At 33.1% G+C, this 18215-nt stretch carries 16 protein-coding genes; 15 read left to right on the top strand and 1 reads right to left on the bottom strand.

The features are described from left to right. Positions 1-265 precede the first annotated feature (265 nt). The 12 genes from BZG02_RS19070 to BZG02_RS19015 all read left to right on the top strand — a co-directional run bounded on the left by BZG02_RS19070 (position 266) and on the right by BZG02_RS19015 (position 12286). Positions 266-874 carry a hypothetical protein gene (locus BZG02_RS19070; RefSeq protein ID WP_101263345.1) on the top strand — a complete coding sequence of 203 codons (609 nt, stop codon included), beginning with the start codon at positions 266-268 and terminating at the stop codon, positions 872-874. 4 nt (positions 875-878) lie between these two features. Beyond that, positions 879-1961: a DUF262 domain-containing protein gene (locus tag BZG02_RS19065; RefSeq protein ID WP_101263344.1), complete on the top strand. Its 1083-nt coding sequence runs from the start codon at positions 879-881 to the stop codon at positions 1959-1961. Positions 1962-2114: 153 nt separating this feature from the next. Continuing rightward, positions 2115-3140, top strand: a complete 1026-nt coding sequence (locus tag BZG02_RS19060) for an SIR2 family protein (RefSeq protein WP_101263343.1) — start codon at positions 2115-2117, stop codon at positions 3138-3140. Between the two features lie 9 nt (positions 3141-3149). Further along, positions 3150-4898, top strand: coding sequence for an ATP-binding protein (locus BZG02_RS19055; protein WP_101263342.1), 1749 nt, complete (start codon positions 3150-3152; stop codon positions 4896-4898). Between the two features lie 9 nt (positions 4899-4907). After that, positions 4908-5399, top strand: coding sequence for a hypothetical protein (locus BZG02_RS19050; protein ID WP_101263341.1), 492 nt, complete (start codon positions 4908-4910; stop codon positions 5397-5399). A gap of 470 nt (positions 5400-5869) precedes the next feature. After that, a complete protein-coding gene (locus tag BZG02_RS19045) occupies positions 5870-7213 on the top strand; it encodes a hypothetical protein (RefSeq protein ID WP_101263340.1) in 1344 nt (447 codons plus the stop codon). A 1-nt stretch (position 7214) separates the two neighbouring features. Further along, positions 7215-7625 carry a hypothetical protein gene (locus BZG02_RS19040; RefSeq protein WP_143470522.1) on the top strand — a complete coding sequence of 137 codons (411 nt, stop codon included), beginning with the start codon at positions 7215-7217 and terminating at the stop codon, positions 7623-7625. A 3-nt stretch (positions 7626-7628) separates the two neighbouring features. Then, positions 7629-8222, top strand: coding sequence for a CHAP domain-containing protein (locus BZG02_RS19035; RefSeq protein WP_101263338.1), 594 nt, complete (start codon positions 7629-7631; stop codon positions 8220-8222). A 593-nt stretch (positions 8223-8815) separates the two neighbouring features. Beyond that, entirely contained in the window at positions 8816-9541 is a 726-nt protein-coding gene (locus tag BZG02_RS19030; protein ID WP_101263337.1) for a CPBP family glutamic-type intramembrane protease, read from the top strand. Positions 9542-9797: 256 nt separating this feature from the next. Next, on the top strand, positions 9798-10520 hold the full coding sequence (locus tag BZG02_RS19025; protein ID WP_101263336.1) for an SIMPL domain-containing protein: 723 nt from the start codon (positions 9798-9800) through the stop codon (positions 10518-10520). Further along, the gene (locus BZG02_RS19020) at positions 10502-11503 is read left to right on the top strand and encodes a hypothetical protein (protein WP_143470521.1); all 1002 of its coding nucleotides are present in this window, start codon (positions 10502-10504) and stop codon (positions 11501-11503) included. The genes BZG02_RS19025 and BZG02_RS19020 overlap by 19 nt, the downstream gene beginning before the upstream one ends. A gap of 84 nt (positions 11504-11587) precedes the next feature. After that, on the top strand, positions 11588-12286 hold the full coding sequence (locus tag BZG02_RS19015; protein WP_101263334.1) for a DUF5715 family protein: 699 nt from the start codon (positions 11588-11590) through the stop codon (positions 12284-12286). 58 nt (positions 12287-12344) lie between these two features. Here the strand turns inward: BZG02_RS19015 and hemN are convergent, their stop codons facing one another. Continuing rightward, the gene (gene hemN / locus BZG02_RS19010) at positions 12345-13709 is read right to left on the bottom strand and encodes an oxygen-independent coproporphyrinogen III oxidase (RefSeq protein ID WP_101263333.1); all 1365 of its coding nucleotides are present in this window, start codon (positions 13707-13709) and stop codon (positions 12345-12347) included. Positions 13710-14014: 305 nt separating this feature from the next. Between hemN and buk the strand changes: the two genes are divergently transcribed. From buk to BZG02_RS18995, 3 genes are all read left to right on the top strand, one after another. Then, a complete protein-coding gene (buk, locus tag BZG02_RS19005) occupies positions 14015-15088 on the top strand; it encodes a butyrate kinase (protein WP_101263332.1) in 1074 nt (357 codons plus the stop codon). A 278-nt stretch (positions 15089-15366) separates the two neighbouring features. Next, positions 15367-15732 carry a peptidase associated/transthyretin-like domain-containing protein gene (locus tag BZG02_RS19000; protein WP_101263331.1) on the top strand — a complete coding sequence of 122 codons (366 nt, stop codon included), beginning with the start codon at positions 15367-15369 and terminating at the stop codon, positions 15730-15732. A 26-nt stretch (positions 15733-15758) separates the two neighbouring features. Then, entirely contained in the window at positions 15759-18068 is a 2310-nt protein-coding gene (locus tag BZG02_RS18995) for an FISUMP domain-containing protein (protein WP_101263330.1), read from the top strand. Positions 18069-18215: the final 147 nt, after the last annotated feature.

Genomic DNA, 18215 nt, shown 5'->3' with positions numbered 1-18215 from the left:
ATATTGTTGGCATAAAAGCCCTGATAAAATGGGCAAAACAGCTATTATCTTACTTTCTTGAATTAATGGAGCTCTTAGGGTTGAAATTAGCCAAAATAAGAACTTGGTTTCTGTCAGAAAATAAAAGCAATATCAATTTTTATGTATCCTTAAAACAGCTATATTTAACACTTATTTGAGCAGTTTGTTGAGTTTTTAGACAGACTGCCGTTGTGTGTAATTAAAATTAGCATCAAGCTTAAGAAATTAGCAAGACAATAATTAAATGACAAAAGAAAACTTCATAGAGGATTTAAAACAAAAGGAATCGAAAGATATATTTCTAGATTATTTACAAGGGAATAATGTTTGGTATTTCTCTGATTTTCTAAAAATGAAGAATCCTTCTAGTGCTTATGATAATTTTAAAAGGTTTGTATCTCAAAGTTTAGATGTTAATTTCAATAATATAAGTATTGTTGGGAGTGGCAAAGTTGGTTTTAGTATGAATCCTGAAAAAGATTTTCGAGAATTCTGTGTTGAACACGAGAATCCTAAAAAAGTGTCTGATATTGACTTAATTATAGTTTCAAGTAAATTCTTTCACAAATTTTGGGAAGCTTATCTTGAACTATTTAATGAGAAGGTAAATTTCGGTTACCCCTTTGTATCAAGTAGTATTTTTAGGAAATTTGTTTCCATCAAGAACCCTAAGCCAATTCATCCATTTTTTAAAGAATGGATTGGTAAAATAGATAAATTCAATAAGGATTATCAGACATTATTTGGTATCAAACACGAAATAAACTACAGGATATATGAGTCTTGGGAGGCGGTAGAACTTTATCACTTAAAGGGCATTCAAGAACTTAAAGAAAAATTTATAACAACATAGAATTATGGCTGTAATTGACAATATATACATCGAAAGAAAAACGGTTAAATGGTTAACTGACCAAATTAAGGAAGAACTATTATCAGTTGATAACTCATTTCAAAGACAATATATCTGGACGGTTAAAAATCAAGCTAAACTGATAGAAACGATTCTAATGGGGTATGCAATTCCGGAAATCTATTTATGGGAGCAGGCAACAGACAGTGTTACCGGTAATACAGAATTAAGCATTATTGATGGACAACAACGATTGGGTTCAATTTTTGATTTTATTAATGAAAAGTTCACTTTAAAATCAAGCTATCTAGACAATAAAGATGCTCTTTATGCAAATAAATCATTTTCTTCTCTGACTGAAGATGAACGAAATATAATATGGAAATATCCAATTTCAGTAAGATTTATTAAGGTAGAAGTTCATAGAGAGGATATTGTAAATATGTTTTTAAGGCTGAATAGTACAAATACAACATTAAATCCTCAGGAATTAAGAAATGCTGAATACAATGGTCTTTTCTTAAGATTATCTAATGAGCTTTCTAAAATAGATTTGTGGGAAAGTATTGGGTTGTTTACTGGTAGTGAGTACCGTAGAATGAAAGACATTGAGTTTATAAGCAGTCTTTTACTATTTATACGGTTTGGAATAGAGGAAGAAGTAACGCAGACTTCTATAAATAAAGCTTATGATACGTTCAATGAAGAATATGAAGAATACGAAGATGATAAGAGTTTATTTTTTGAAATAGTAGATTGTGTTAATCTCATTGTAAACGGAGATGAAAAAGTATCTAAGTTTATATCAAAAAAAGTTCACTTTTACACACTATTTAATTTAGCTTATTATGTATGTAGACAATCAAGTGCAATTTCTAGTCAAATTATTGAAAGATATAAGCATTTTGTTAATTCATATTCAGACCTTGAAACCATTAAGAGTAAATTAAATCCGAGTTATTTAGAATTAATTAGTGAGTATTATGCATTATGCCAGGAAGGGACTCAAAGAAAAAGTAATCGCATTAGAAGGTTTGAAATACTAAAAGAAATCGTAGAGAATAACTACACACAACACGCGGTATAAAACATTGGGGTTTAGGTGGTTATTCAAACATTCTGCCACGCATCAAGTTCGGTGTAACTGGACAGGAAAGTAGCCCGCAATCCCCAACATTTCATACCGCCATACGTTGTGCTTCATGCAAAAATAAACCAGAGAACTAACGAAAAACATTGAATGGAAAAAGAAGCTATATATAAACAACTCCAAGCTTGGACAAATAATATTCCGCTGATAATTCTTGGAAGTGGAGCTTCTGTTCCTTTTAGGCTTCCTTCAATGTGGGTTTTAGGAGAACATATAAAAAACTCAATTAATTTTGTTGAGTCAAATGACCAAACGCAATTCGAAGAATTTATAGTAGAGTTTGATAAAACTGGTGATTTAGAATCAACACTTACAAAACTTCAACTAAGACCAAATGTACTTGCTGAAATTGTAAATAAAACATGGGGTTTAGTGAGCCAAGCAGATTTAGAAGCTTACGAACATTTCATTAAAAAAGATGTTGATTTCCCTTTAGCAAATCTTCTAAAATATTTTTTAAATACAGCAGGTAAAAAGGCTTCAATAATTACGACAAACTATGATAGATTGGCTGAATATGCGTCAAGTATAGCTAAGGCAATTATTTGTACTGGATATTCTCAAAACCTTATAGGGCATTTTTCTAATAGTATACAATCAAACAATTTAGCTTCTTTAAAAGGATATAAGGGACAAGTAAATATTTGGAAGGTTCATGGCTCGTTAGATTGGTTTAAATCAAAAGAAGATGATATTATTCAATTACCAAATAGACAAAATATTCCCCAAGATTATCGTCCTTTAATAGTTACGCCTGGTTTAAGTAAATATTCAGAAACACATAACGAACCCTACCGAACTATATTCACACAAGCTGACTCCGAAATTGAACAAGCTAATGGATTCCTATGTATTGGATATGGATTCAATGATATTCATGTGCAACCAAAATTAATTACACAAATCAAAAATAATAAGCCAATTATTGTAATAACGAAAGAACTTACTTCAAAAACAAAACAATCAATAATCGACAATAAATGTCATAACTATATGCTTATTGAAGAAGCAAATTCAAAAGACACAAGATTTTTTTCTTCTAAATTTGGAGAGGTTATAATTGAAGACACTTGCTATTGGGAATTGGGCGAATACTTAAAATTAATAATATCGTAAAACAACGTTATGGCAATATTTACATTTGAAGAATCGGCAACAATCGGCACTGTTTTTAGCGTTGATACTGCCACAATTATTGTAAAAGTTGACGAATTAGACAAACTTCGTAAACTTCAAGTAAATCATTTAATTGCAGTAAAAAGCTCAAAAGCAGGACAACACTTAATTGGTATAATAAACCGAATTACAAGAAAAGTTTCGGATGACGAAAATCCTGTAACTGAAGATTTAGGAATATCTAATTTCTTGCTAACAGAGAATATTGTAAAAGTAAATTTAATTGGAACTTTAATTGACAAACACGGAGAAAAAGAAAATGTATTTAAACGCACTTTAGATACAGTACCAGAAATTGAGGCAAATTGTTTTCCTATAGACGGAGAAAACATTACAAAATTTATGCGTACCATATCTTCACAAGAAAATTATGCAGTGCCACTTTCTTTGGGTAAATACTCAATTGATGAAAATGCAGAAGCATTTTTAGATGGAGACAAACTCTTTCAAAGACATGCGGTAATTGTTGGTAGTACTGGTTCAGGAAAATCTTGGTGTGTTGCAAAATTAGTTGAGCAGATTGCAAAACTCCCAATGGCTAATTCAATATTATTTGACATTCATGGAGAATATAGTGGAGAAGGTTTTAAAGCTGATGGAATTCAACATCTAAAAATTGCGAATCCATCAGATTTAGGAAAAAAGGGAAATCTTGAAAATAATATTTTAATGCTTCCATACTGGCTTCTGACCTATGAAGAGATGTTAGCAATGTTATTAGATAGAAGTGACAGTAATGCACCTAATCAAGCAATGATTTTTTCCAAAACAGTTTTTAGTGAAAAAGTTAAGTTCTTAGAAAGTATAGGAGATACTACATTTAAAGACAGTATCACAATTGACAGTCCAATTCCATATAAAATGGAAAATGTCTTAGCCGAAATTATTCGTTTAGATAATGAAATGGTTGAAGGAGCAAGAGCTAATTCAGAAAAACAAGGGCCATTTAATGGGAAAATGACAAGATTTATTCAGCGTTTGGAAGCAAAAAGACAAGACAAGAGACTTGGTTTTATGTTTCAAATTTCAGATGATGAACTTGAAATTGATTGGATGAATAAATTATGTAATTCTTTAATGCACGGTACCAGTAATAATGAAAAGAAAGCTGGGGTAAAGGTCATTGATTTTTCAGAGGTTCCTTCTGACGTTTTACCATTAGTTATTGGATTAGTTGCAAGATTAATTTTTACAGTTCAACAATGGACTACAAATGAAAAAAGACACCCAATTTGCTTATTATGTGATGAAGCACATTTATACATTCCTGAAAGAACAAGCCAAGATTCCGCTTCGGAACTAGGACTAAAGAATTTTGAAAGGATTGCCAAGGAAGGTAGAAAATATGGAGTTAGTTTAATTGTTATCAGCCAACGACCTGCAGAAGTAAACAGAACTGTCCTCAGTCAATGTAATAACTTTATTTCATTGAGGTTATCCAATGCAGAAGACCAAGCTGTTATAAAAAGACTTCTTCCAGATAACCTTTCAGGTTTAACTGATGTTCTACCAATTCTCGATATTGGAGAAGCATTAATCGTTGGAGACTCATCGCTTTTACCTACAAGAGTAATAATAGATGAACCGACAATTAAACCTCAAAGTGCAACAATTAAGTTTTGGGAAGAATGGAGTAATGATAAGGCTGAACAAGATATTTCAAGTGCAGTAATTGGCTTAAGAAAACAATCGAAATAATAAAGAGTTATGTGTGAGAATATAAATGAAATTCAAGAAACTAGAGCTAGATTAAAAAAGATAATTCTTGAGGACGTAAAGCCAATTCGCAAAAAATTAGATGGTCTACTTAACGAACAAGCTGTGCTATTATGTCCTTTCAAAATAGATGATATAATAACTCTAGACAATGGTAAAAAAGGAATCATTAAAGAAATTTCCCACCATTCATTAAACTATGATTTCATGCCTTCAGAAGAATTTGAATTCTTTGATAAATTTGATGAAATTACATCAATATATGCTTATTCATTGGATGATAAAGAATTTACAATTACTTGGCAATGTTCAGGTTTAAGAATGATTCAAAATGATACAGTCGTAGGAAAAGTAACATTTAGCGATATTTCTCCTGATAAATTTGATATTGATGTTGACAATAAAAAAGTCACTCAAAAAAGCTTAAATTCATTAGTTGATAATATTGACTTCCTTACTGATTTATCAGCTATAGTAAAATAAGCACGAAAGCACAGTCGAGTAAGCTAGGGGAATTCCACCCCTAACTTCTCACAGCCTTGTCCCGTAAAAACGGGACAGGCTGTATACGGTCCCGAGTGATCGGGATTAAGTTATGGGGAATAAAGAATCACGTCTAACAGGCGTGATTTGTTTGTAAATGTCGAGCATCGATTCATAACCTCGCTTCTTCAACCTTTCAAGTGTAATGGTCGTTCTCAAAATTGGACTCTGAGCAATGACTCGTAAAATAATTTTATAGTAAAGTATTCGAGAGGGCGTCGCCGTAGCCCAACCACCTTGCTCTCAAATTTCGGGACTAATGCTTCCAGTAGTCACCCTAGTGCATAAGGGACTTACACCCTCTGGACTTTCTTTTATAAAACTTAACATTATAAAAGAACTTTTATTAAATTTACCATTCAAGGCCACACGCGGTATAAAACATTAAAACAGACTGCAAATAATTAATCATGAGTGATAATACGATTCAAATGCGGGAAAAAGAAAACCCGCCAAGGAAGAAGGAAGAGTTTAGTAAACTGACAATTACAGTAAGCATAAATGGAGAGCCCAAGAATGATAAAACATGTAAAAGTACTTCATTGAAAATGCCAAAGCCTTTAGTGAAAAAAGTAGAAGGACCATTTAATGAACAAGGAAAACTTGTTGAAGAAATGATAGAAGGTCAAGAATACATTTTTAAGGCTACAGAATTTCAAAAATCTACGATGTCACCAATAAAACATATTTGGTGGGCGGAAAAAATTGATGATGGAGAAATAACTGACTTAGAATATAAAAAAGGTGAGAATCCTTATTTAGATAAAGAAGGTGTAGTTTGTTTTAAATACAAAGCAAAGAAAGCTGAGAAAATAAGGATATATGCTTATGTGGCAAGTCCTGCAGAAAGTGTTAGTGTGATAATTAATATAATTATTAAAGAAACGATCATAATCGTTGGAACAGAACAACACTCAGCGAATTCTGCAAATAAATTAATGTTTCCAGCACAAGCTGTTAGGGAGGTTAGAGAAAACTTAAATGAATACCCTTATCTAGAAATACTTATTTTTAAAGATGGGTACACCAAAAATCAATTAGATGCCTTTTCTAAGGCAATACATTCTTACAACGAAAAAGCAAGAGTTATACAAATTAATAATGTAGAAGAGCTAATTAATTTCATTAATGGAGGTTCTATAAAAATTAACAAGGAGAGTAAATATCGAGAGTCTAAAAAAATATCTGAAATTAAAATTTTTGCTCATGGTTATGTAAGAGATAAAACTAATGAAGGTGTAATTGCTTTTGGTCTTGATGGAAAAAATGCTAGTAAACAGGAATTAGACAACAAAATTTTTAGTGAAATAAATGAGAATGTTTTTCTAAAAAATAATCAATCTCATTTATACTCTTATGCTTGCAGAACAGGCATCGGTGTTTCCTCTGAAATTGTAAATAACCCATTAAAATCAAATAGTTTAGCTCAAAAAATGTCAAATCACAGTCAAATTATAGTTCACGCATATATGAAAAGGTCTTTATATGAAGATACTTGGGGGACTCAAAATCATAGAGACACATATATTTCAGATAATAATAAAGGAGAATCATTTGTGGAAAACCTAAAGACAGACATAAAAGATGTATTTGTTGATGACCCAAATGATATGAGTTTGTTTACTACATATATATCTACAGAGAAGAAAATTGATGGAGCTATTTGGAATTCAAAAGGCGCATATTTACCAGTAAAAGCTGGAGACTTTCCTAAAGGAATTTCAAGTAGTTATGAAACTTATAAACCTCAATAAAATGTATAAAGAAAAAATTAAAAATGCATTAACAATTAGCTTACTGTGTGCCATATTTGGCGCATTACAAATGTATTGGTTTCTTCCTGATGGATTATCTTGCATTGACGCTAAAAGTGGTGTTATAGAGGCAATTTTTAAATTTATGGGTATTCAATTTTTAGTTATCTTTTTTATTCTATTATTAAAATCAAGTTTTAAGCTTTATATCATTGCTGTATCTTTATGTATTTTCTGGTTTTTTATTAATAAAAATGAGTTTACTTACAGATATGCATGCTGGTCAACATTTTCTAGTTCGGATATACTATATTATTCATTGAAAAACTCTACAGTACCTATAATCACTTGCTTAACAGTTTTAATACTAAGTATTTATTTTTATAAATCAAAAAGTAAAAATTTACATTAAAATATGCTTAACATTAAATTTCAGTATACTATAATTTCGTTATTCATATTAGGAATATTATCCTTTTGGCTTTTAAAAAACTTGAACTTAAATCGGAAATACCATATTGGTGAAGAAATAGATAGTTTTAATGGAATAATAGTCTATCATAATGGTGGGGTCAATAATGATAGTGGTCGTAATATTTCAAAAACTGGTTATAATATCGGATTAAAATATCAATGCGTAGAATTTGTTAAAAGGTATTATTTAGAATATTTAAAACATGAAATGCCAGACAGCTATGGTCATGCCAAAGATTTTTATGACAAAACACTAAAAGACAATGAATTAAATAAAAAACGTGATTTAATACAATTTAGTAATCCTAGTATAAAAAGACCTGAGATTAATGATATAATTATTTTTGACAGTAACATATTCAATAAATATGGTCACGTTGCCATTATAACAGAGGTGAGTGATGGTTCTATTGAAATAATACAACAGAATTCAGGAGCCTTGGGAAATAGCAGAAAAAAACTCAAAATAGAAAAAGGACAAGTTAAATGGAATATATTAGACAATAGTATACTAGGTAGATTGAGAAAAAAGTAACGTTTTGTAATTGAATAGCCCGCCCCACTAGTAATCACTAGCAGGGAGAGGCTTTCACACCACCAGATACTTCGCAGGCGCCGCATAAACCAAGCGGGTCTTCCCGATAAAAATCGGGACAGGCTGTATACGGTCCCGAGTGATCGGGATTAAGTTATGGGGAATAAAGAATCACGTCTAACAGGCGTGATTTGTTTGTAAATGTCGAGCATAGATTCATAACCTCGTTTCTTCAACCTTTCAATCGTAATAGTCATTCTCAAAATTGGACTCTGAGCAATGACTCGTAAAATAATTTTATAGTAAAGTATTCGAGAGTGCGTCGCCGTAGCCCAACCACCTTGCTCTCAAATTTCGGGACTAATGCTTCCAGGAGTCACCCTAGTGCATAAGGGACTTACACCCTCTGGACTTTCTTTCATAATATTTAACTACATAAAAGAACTTTTACTAAATTTACCATTCAAGGCACACACAATGTAATAAAACCTATGGTGGTTCGATATAATTTCTTGATTCTTTCAAACAGAAATTCGCTACAACAATCATCACTAAATCATATACGTAACACTATAAATGATTAATAAAATATAATGATAAAAATAATATTTGCAGATTTTTTAAAATTTTTAATCAATCCAAATTCGCAAAGAATAGAATTTAATTCAAAGAAAGGAATACATATAAAAAGAATTTTGATAGTAATTTGTTTAACAATGACTTCTGCAATTACAGGATTAGTTCTATTAGTGTTTAGCAATCTTATTCTAACCAAATTAAATATTATGCCTCCTGATGTTGAAAACATAGGGAAAGCGCTTGCGCTTAACAGCTTTAATACTTATCAGATTTTCTTTCTTGCTGCAATTTTGGCCCCATTTATTGAAGAAGTAATTTTTAGACTTCCTCTAAAATTTAATAATCTATACTTGGCGTTCTCCATCTCGTTTTTTTATTTACTCGTAAAACTTCTTGCAAAAGTAGATTTTTATCTAGGAAATTATGATATTAAATATATAACATCTCATATTGTAACAGGAGTTAGTTTGTTTATAGTTACGTTATTAATTTTAAAGATAAAGAGAGTTAAGAATGCTTTATTATATGTTTATAAAAATAAATTTGGATTTCTATTTTATTCTGTTGCGGCTGTTTTTGGTATAATACATTATCCAGGAGAATTATCTATATACATGTTTACATTAACAATTCCTCAGACTATTGCGGGTGTTTTCAATGGATATGTGCGACTTAAATTTGGATTTCAATATGCGGTTTTAATGCATTTTATTACTAACTCGTTTGTTGTATTGACATGATTTTAGAATTAAAAATCCAGACCACAACAACTAAGCCTTCGTGTGGCAGAAACTGCCCAATAAGCAGTGTGAGTTGACAGAACCGATGGCAGAATTGCTGTTTTACGGAGAATAGTCTAGCTTGAGGAATTTTTAGAAAAGGAACCTACTATGGTAAATCAATTTTATCTCAATAACTAAGTAGAGTCAAAAAATAGAGTAAGACTGGAGAATACATTAATATATTCTAATCCAACAAACTAAAAAATAACAAACTATGAGAAAGAGTATATTGACATTTATAATTTTAGCTTTGAGTTTAACTTGCTTAGCTCAAGCAAAAGAGAATGTTTTGAAAGTAAAAGGAAATGCGATTTTATATCAAATTCCTGAAATTATGTATGTGAATATTCCTATCCAAGTTTCTGATTCTCTTTATGAGAATTGCTCTTTTAAGCTTGCTCAAATACATAAAGAGTTGAAACAGCGTTTAATCAAAAATGGAATAAAGAAATCAAATATAAAAACAGATGATTTAAGTATAGGTGAGAAAACTAAATGGACAAGAGAAGGTCGAATTCCGGATGGTTTTCAAGGTTCTGTTTCTATGAAAATTGAGATGACGTATTCTCTGGAGAAACTAAGTGTTGTGATTAATACATTGAAAGATGAAGTATTTAATTTTGGTTACAATGTTAACTTTGGGTTAAGTGAAGAACAAAAATCAAAGACACTTGAAAAATCAATAGAACTTGCAATAAATGATGCACAAGTAAAGGCTTCTATCATTGCAAAAAAATTGAATATAAAACTTTTAGAAATAAAAGAAATCAATTTCGGATATTCTGCGGGAGATTTTGACATCTTAACACCTGAGGATGATGTTGTTTTTTGTATTGTTGATGAAGATCAGCCTGAAGAAACAATTAAAATTGATATCAATCCAAAGAAAATAAAGATAAACAAAACTATCAATGTTATTTGGAAAATAGAAAGATAACGTGCTACAACAAAACCGTAATTTCCATAGATGCGGATGAGCAAATAAATAGGAAAACTCAATTTATAAAAACTAAAAATTTATATACAACACAAATGACAAGGACTATTCTATTTTTAATACTCTTTTTTATGGGTGATTTATGTTTTTCGCAAGGATTTAAAACCCTAGACATTGAGAAAAGAAATATTGACAGTAATAATGATATCTATAAGATTGGAAATGTTTTTGTATATGATTATGTGATAATTGAAAACAATACCGAATATAAACTGAACTATATTGCTGGACTGCCAAACAACAAATTTGAACTTATTAAAAAAAGTAACGACACAATTGCTTCTAAAATACACCTCATAATTCCTAAACTCAAAAAATCAGACAGAACAAATAGAAATCAGACAGAAATTAAATATTTATATGCTCCTGATTTTTCATTTATTAGTGGAACAGGAGTTGTAGAAAATGAAAACAATATATGGTTACACCCACCTCGTTCTGCAATTTTTGCTGCTTTAGAAACATGTCCGTTTCCTTATGTAAAACTTCCTATTGAAATCGGAAAAGAATGGAGAGAAAAAATGACTGTTAATGAGCACTGGAGTAATGAGAAATGGGGAGTTTGGAGCAAAAAATTATCTTTATTTTATAATTACAAAATCACAAAAAAGACAAAGCTTAATACCGGTTTTGGAGAAATAGATTGCTATATGATTGAAAGTATTGCTGAGTCGAAAATTGGAGAATCGAAATTAACTAGCTACTTCTCAGAAAAATTTGGATTTGTTCGCTTAGAATATGAAATGGTGACTGGATTGAAAATAAACTACTGGTTAGAAAATTATAGCGAAAATAACCATTTAGAAGGGTTCGAAAATATTTTAAAATATATTGATGAACAGAAAAAAACGATTGCCAAGCGAACTAATTTACTTGAAACCCAACAAGACCGTTTACCATCCCATAACACAATTGTTAATTGAATCGAATTTATGTCACAAAATAAAAGGCAGTTGGTAAATGATTACAATTTGGTTTTTTTACTTTTGTGTGCGTAAATTTTTAAGATGGCTAAAAGAAAATTAAAACCCAAAGTTCGTAAAGCGTTCATCCTTTTTGTGCTATTTATAGCGGTACTAATTATCGTTCTAAACCTAGGCCCAAAAGGCAAAACCGAAGCCAAAGTCTCTGTTCCTGTTCTTAGCAAAGAGGAAAATAGTGCCTTGCGTCGCTACAACAACTCCTACCATCTTGAGCTTGCTCAGGCAAAAGGCCTCGAAAAACCTTTAGCCTCCAAAGACGAGTATACAAAAGATCCCGACGATTTTGGAGACCGTTATGATCTGGAAGAAATAAGCGATAACGAATACTACGAAATACCACATTTAACCAATTCACTTCCTTACCTGCAAGAACCTGCAGTAGAATTTTTAGAAGTATTGGGCGAAGAGTTTTGCGACCAACTAGAGGAATTAGGAATGAGAAAATATCGTTTTTCAGTTACATCGATATTACGCACCATTGCAGACCAAAAATCGCTGCGAAAAAGCAATGTAAACGCTACCCCAAATAAATCGTCGCATTATTACGGTCGCACTTTTGATATTTCGCAAACACGTTATTTTGAGAGAGGTAAAAGTGAACCGGTATACTCCTATCGCCTTCGTAACGTACTCCTGCGCGTTTTAATAAAAATGCAGGAGGAAGGCAAATGTTACGTTCTTTTAGAGGGCCAAACAAAATGCATTCATATCACCGTAAGGTAAAAGCATAAAAAAATCCGGCAGTCGAATCGATTACCGGATTTTTCTATTTTAGGCAAGTTTATATCGACTTCGAAAACATGTTGTCTTCACCACTTTTCGCCGCACGCAGTTTGTTATCGAAGAGCTTGGCAATATTTCTCAGAAAGATCATTCCTAAATCGGTAACCACTAATTTTTCATCGCTCCATGTAATAATTCCCTCATCGGCCAATACTTGCAGTTCCTCTTTAATTGTTGCCGGCAAATAAGCTTTTAAATCGTCGGTAAAAAACAATTCTCTTCGACAAGTAATATCCAATATCGCACGCTTCACGATCACATCCTCATCGCTTAAGAAGTAGCCCTTCTCCAAATCGAACTGCTTCTTCATCGAAGCCGCCTCGTAGTCCTTAATCAGCTTTACATTTTGTGCATAAGCATATTTTGCATCCGAAATCGACGAAGCTCCCAAACCAACTAACAATTCGGTATGCGAAGTGTTGTATCCCATAAAATTACGATGCAGTCGCTTGGCTTCTCGGGCAAGATACAATTCATCGTGAGGCAAAGAAAAATGATCCATCCCTACATCGCTGTAGCCTAGTTCTGCCAATTTCTCCTTTCCAAGATCGTACAAAGCACGTTTTGCAGCACTATCTGGAATATCAGCATCGGTAAAAATTCGCTGTCCTTTGGTTTTCCAGGGTACATGAGCGTAGGAATAGTAAGCAATCCGATCGGGTTTCAGCTCCGCTACCTTTTCAAAGGTATCTCTCACCGAACTCAATTTCTGCTTAGGCAAGCCGTAAATTAAATCGAAATTCACCGAATGGTAACCAATTTCGCGGGCCGCTAAAGTCACTTCCTTAACGGTTTCGAAACTTTGCGGACGATTAATTACCCGTTGCACTTCGGGATCGAAATCCTGAACTCCATAGCTCACTCTTCGAAATCCTACTTCGTACAGAGCCTGCAAATGCTCACGAGTGGTGTTGTTTGGATGGCCTTCGAAGCTAAACTCATGTTTAGGATGCAATTTTGCATTCCTTTTCAAGCCATTGATTAATTTTTTTAAATTTTCAGGATTAAAAAAAGTTGGCGTTCCTCCTCCCAAATGAAGTTCCCGAATAATTGGCTGCTCCTGAAAAGTATCCAAATAAATTTGCCACTCCTGCAGTAAAGCATCAATATATTGATCTTCTAACCCATGATTACGAGTAATCACTTTTGTGCAGGCACAGTAGGTACAAAGCTTTTCGCAATAAGGCAAATGAACGTAAATACTAATTCCTTTCGAAGTATTCGATTCATCAAAAGTTCGTTTTACCACCTTCAGCCAATCGGCCACTTCGGGACGCTCTTTTCCCCAAAAAGGAACCGTTGGATAACTTGTGTACCGAGGTACTGGTACATTATATTTTTCAATTAATGATTCTCTGTCCATAACGAAAGTATCTTTCGGATTAATACCGTACAAAGATATCTTTTTTTATAAGATAAGGCCACCAAAGCCTTTTACAATTACATGCAAACTTTGTAATTATGTAAGTATTTCAATTTTTATCGCCTTCGAAGACAAAAGCAATTCAAAACAAAAAATCTGTCTATTTCTGTTGCCATTAGCTCCAACAAGTCTGATATTTGTATCAGGAACCAATCCGCTAAAACAATGAAAAAAGAAATTCAGGAAGAATGCCAACTCAGTTACCTATCTTTCAAAATAATTAAGTAATTCCAAGTATCACACCTATGAAAACCAACGAAATTGTTGTAGTAATCAACCCAGGATCAACATCTACAAAAGTAGCACTATACAATAGATCAGGGCTTGTATCTGAACATATTATACGCCATTCGCAAAAAGAACTGGAGCCATTTCATAAAGTTACCGATCAATTTGATTATCGATACAAAATAGTAAAAGCAGCTTTGAACGATATGCTTTCAAAAATGAAAGTAATTGTAGTAGGAATTGTTGGCCGTGGCGGAATTGTTAAACCTCTCGAAGGGGGAACTTATAAAATCAATAACAGTTTCCTTGATGATGCAAAAACGGGCAAATATGGCGATCACGCTTCGAATTTAGGCAGTATGCTCGCGAATAAGCTGGCCAAACATTTTAATTTACAGGAAAGTTTTACGGTTGATCCTGTTTCGGCCGGAAATATTGCAGAAAAAGCTGTAATATCCGGTGTACCAGGTATTAAACGCAACCGAAGAGGGCATCCTTTAAACATGAAAATGACTGCTCGCAAGATCGCAAAGCAACAAAACATCAATTTTGATGAAGCCAAATATGTAATTGCCCATTTGGGTGGTGGGATTTCGATAGCTGCTGTTGATGGTGGCAAAATTGTTGATGTGAATGATGCTTTAATGGGAATGGGTCCCTTCTCTCCCAACCGAGCTGGAGCTTTACCAAGCCGAGGAGTAATTGATTTGTGCTATTCTATGCCAAGAAAAGAGGTGGAAAGTTTGCTCAGCAAAAACAGTGGCTTAAAAGGCTATTTGGGAGTGGATGATTTACGGGATGTTTTTAAGTTAATTGATTCTGGAAACGATAAAGCACAACTGATTTACGATGCTTTTGTGTATCAAATCGCAAAAGAAATTGGAGCTTACCATGTTGCCCTAAAATGCAAGGCGAATGGAATTATCATAACTGGTGGCATTGCCTATTCGGATCGCTTTATTTCCGATTTGAAAGAATATGTTGACAGCTTAACGAACTTCTTTGTTTATCCGGGAGAAAACGAAATGGAAGCTCTTGCAGAAGGTGCTTTTCGAGTAATCGATAAAAAAGAAGTCGCCTTAGAATATTAACAATATCTCACATTTATAAAGGGGAATTCTTTTAAATCCCCTCTTTTTCCTTCCAATTGGAGAACGACCTTTTCCGTATATCATTAAAATCAAACAAAACCACCCTTATTCAGAACGATTGACTATCTGCAACTTAATCGTTTTGACGTAGATATGTAGTACCCCTATTTCCGAAAATTTATCGATTCCACTATCTATTTTTTTAAGCTTTATTATTTCTTCGTACTTCATTTCCACAAACAATCGAAACTTAATAAATCCTTACATCTAAAAAATCTATGAAAAACTACTTTTTACTAATTGCCTTCGTACTGCTTTTAGGCTCCTGCACAAAAACAGAGCACATTTCAAATTCCCCCGAATTAGAAATATTCGTGACAGATGCAAACGACAATGCCATTGCTGAGGCAAGCATCTCACTTTATAACAATCGCGATGATTGGGACGAAAGAACCAACAAAATAGATTCTTTGCTAACCGACCAAAATGGCTATGCTATTTTTAAAGAATTGAATGAACTACAATACTTCGTTTTTGTTGAGAAAGATACTTTATCGAATAGTTATGGTGTAATTGGAGTAAAGGATAGTCTTCAAAATGACGAAATCCGAAGCTTACACATTCAAATTCAATACATCCAATAAATCGTTCCAATCAAAAAAAATAATCGATGAATAAAATATACACCTTATTCCTAATAGTACTTGTCTTCCTATCGTCATGTTCCGAGGACGAAGTTATTAATGATCAAATTAACACCGATGATGATGGCGTTATTTACGATCCAATTATTCCGGAAACTACAAAAACAATAAGCTCCGAAGAATGGTCTTCGTCTGTAAGCGAGATTGATACGGTGAAACAAACTATGAAGCTAAAAACTTCGGCAAATGCTCTTCTCCAATTAAATGAAGGAGATATTATTGTAAATGAAAATGACGGAGGATATCTTCTTAAAATTGAAAGCATTGAACAACAGGGAGATGAACTACTTTTGTCCACCTCGGAAGCAAGCTTGGAAGAAGCCATTGAAGAAGCCGATTTTTGGTACGACACTCCATTAGAAAATGCCAATGTAAGTGAAGTTGAAATGCTAACAGAAGGTAGTCAACTAATTTTTTCGGATACGAAATCGAATTCTACTAAAAAAGGCTTGTCCTTTACCATTGATGCTGAGCTTAAAGATGACAAAGACATTCTTAACATAGATTTTAATGGATCGGTATCCTTACTTTCGGATATTCGCACCAAACTAAAAATTAAACGATTTAAACTTCGGAAATTTGAAATTGGTTACGATGGAAAGATTATTACAGAATTAAAAGCTGAAGTAAAAATTAAAGCCGGAAAAGACTCTAGCAAAGTCACTAAAAAAGACTTGTCCACAGATGTTGCAAATGTAAAATTTAAAAAGATTGTAGTTTGGTGTGGAAGTTGTCCAATTCTTGTTGAGCCTGTGCTACAAATATCGATTGGAGCACGTCTTTCGGCTGCTGCTAGTGCAAGTATTGGCGTGTCGGATACGCTTGCTTTTGGCGCAGGAATAAAATATAAAAGAGGCGATGGATGGAATAAATATGGGAACTTCGATCACGGCTTTACTTTACTTAGACCAAGCGGAGAAATTGAAGTAAAAGCAGAATGTTTTGTTACTGCAAAACTAAAATACAAAATATACAAAAAACTTTCCCCTTACATCGAATTTCCAATCTATGGCGGTGTTAGAGCAGGTGTTAACACAAGTACAGGATTTTACTATGACCTTTACGGTGGCGTTTCCATGAGTGCTGGAGCCAAAATGAAAATATTTGGCAAAAAATTAATCAATTACAATGCTGAATTATTTACCATCGAAGAGTATATTAATCAGGCACCAGAAAAACCTTACGATCCAACGCCAGCAAATGAAGAAGATATCGACTACAATGAATCGATAAAGCTTATGTGGGAAGGAAAAGATTACAATAAAGAAGATGCCTTATCCTACACTGTTTACGCTTCGAATGAAAAATCGAAAGTGATGGAGAATGCAAAAATTAAGAATACTAAAAAAACCTATTACGATTTAACAGATGTCAGTTCGGATCAAACAATTTATTGGAAAGTAATCGCAAAAGATAGTAAGGGGAAACAAACTTCGGGGCCAATCTGGTCTTTTAAAGTGGGAACCGCCAAAATAGCGCCAAGTATTCCCGAATTAATTGCACCCCTTTCAAATCAAAAAGGCATCGACCCCAATTCTTTGGATTTTGAATGGAAAACTGCCGATAAAGATGAAACTAAACCTGAATTTACTATCCTAATTGGAACCAGTGAGTCTAATTTACAGTCGGTATTTAAAGGGAAAATAGCCAAAGCAAATGGAGTTTTTAACTATTCTATCACGAGTAGTTTAAATGCAAATACGAACTACTTTTGGCAAGTAATTTCTACGCACGATGGACTAAGCGAAAAAAGTGATATTGCCACCTTTACTACCTCAATTGCAGGAGCAATAAGCTTTACGGATACTCGCGACAGCAAAGAATATCTTGCAGTTAAAATAGGAGATGACTATTGGATGGCGGAAAATTTAGCCTATTTCCAAACAAACTCCACTAACTATTCAAAAATTGGCAACGAAGTGTTCTACAAATCAACAATTATTAATGATGCTTGTCCTGCAGGATGGCACATACCAACCATCGCTGAATACGAAACACTATGTGCTACTATTGATTTAGAAAACAAGGGAACGTATTCCTTATTAAATCCCTCCTCCTTTAGCAATGGAACCAATTCAACAGGCTTTAATGCTCTATCAACCGGAACCAATATAAATGGCAGCGTTGAAGGAGAAGAAGCAGCATTTTATTTGCTAGATCCAAACAGTCAGGCTGATGATTGGCCGGTATTTATGTATCTGGATGACCAGGTTAGTTATTGGGATAATTCAGATCCCGACAGCAAACTTACTATTCGATGTGTGAAAAATAAATAGAATTTAGACCATAAATAATTCTTTTAAGGTGCTTGTATCAAATGCAAGCACCTTTTTTATATAATTTTAATTAAACAACTAATTCGGAGTACCTTCCTTACTTTGAATGTAACTAAATAACAAACAAGGATATATAATCGCAGGTAT

Source organism: Labilibaculum filiforme, assembly GCF_002843315.1.
Taxonomy (GTDB): Bacteria; Bacteroidota; Bacteroidia; order Bacteroidales; family Marinifilaceae; genus Labilibaculum; species Labilibaculum filiforme.
The sequence above is the reverse complement of the archived record's forward strand: the minus strand, read 5'-3'. Positions and strand labels throughout refer to the sequence as shown.

Excerpts from the sequence above, each read along its gene's own strand:
- BZG02_RS19070 (WP_101263345.1), top strand. The coding sequence starts at position 266 with ATGACAAAAGAAAACTTCATAGAGGATTTAAAACAAAAGGAATCGAAA.
- BZG02_RS19065 (WP_101263344.1), top strand. The coding sequence starts at position 879 with ATGGCTGTAATTGACAATATATACATCGAAAGAAAAACGGTTAAATGG.
- BZG02_RS19060 (WP_101263343.1), top strand. The coding sequence starts at position 2,115 with ATGGAAAAAGAAGCTATATATAAACAACTCCAAGCTTGGACAAATAAT.
- BZG02_RS19055 (WP_101263342.1), top strand. The coding sequence starts at position 3,150 with ATGGCAATATTTACATTTGAAGAATCGGCAACAATCGGCACTGTTTTT.
- BZG02_RS19050 (WP_101263341.1), top strand. The coding sequence starts at position 4,908 with ATGTGTGAGAATATAAATGAAATTCAAGAAACTAGAGCTAGATTAAAA.
- BZG02_RS19045 (WP_101263340.1), top strand. The coding sequence starts at position 5,870 with ATGAGTGATAATACGATTCAAATGCGGGAAAAAGAAAACCCGCCAAGG.
- BZG02_RS19040 (WP_143470522.1), top strand. The coding sequence starts at position 7,215 with ATGTATAAAGAAAAAATTAAAAATGCATTAACAATTAGCTTACTGTGT.
- BZG02_RS19035 (WP_101263338.1), top strand. The coding sequence starts at position 7,629 with ATGCTTAACATTAAATTTCAGTATACTATAATTTCGTTATTCATATTA.
- BZG02_RS19030 (WP_101263337.1), top strand. The coding sequence starts at position 8,816 with ATGATAAAAATAATATTTGCAGATTTTTTAAAATTTTTAATCAATCCA.
- BZG02_RS19025 (WP_101263336.1), top strand. The coding sequence starts at position 9,798 with ATGAGAAAGAGTATATTGACATTTATAATTTTAGCTTTGAGTTTAACT.
- BZG02_RS19015 (WP_101263334.1), top strand. The coding sequence starts at position 11,588 with ATGGCTAAAAGAAAATTAAAACCCAAAGTTCGTAAAGCGTTCATCCTT.
- hemN (WP_101263333.1), bottom strand. The coding sequence starts at position 13,709 with ATGGACAGAGAATCATTAATTGAAAAATATAATGTACCAGTACCTCGG.
- buk (WP_101263332.1), top strand. The coding sequence starts at position 14,015 with ATGAAAACCAACGAAATTGTTGTAGTAATCAACCCAGGATCAACATCT.
- BZG02_RS19000 (WP_101263331.1), top strand. The coding sequence starts at position 15,367 with ATGAAAAACTACTTTTTACTAATTGCCTTCGTACTGCTTTTAGGCTCC.
- BZG02_RS18995 (WP_101263330.1), top strand. The coding sequence starts at position 15,759 with ATGAATAAAATATACACCTTATTCCTAATAGTACTTGTCTTCCTATCG.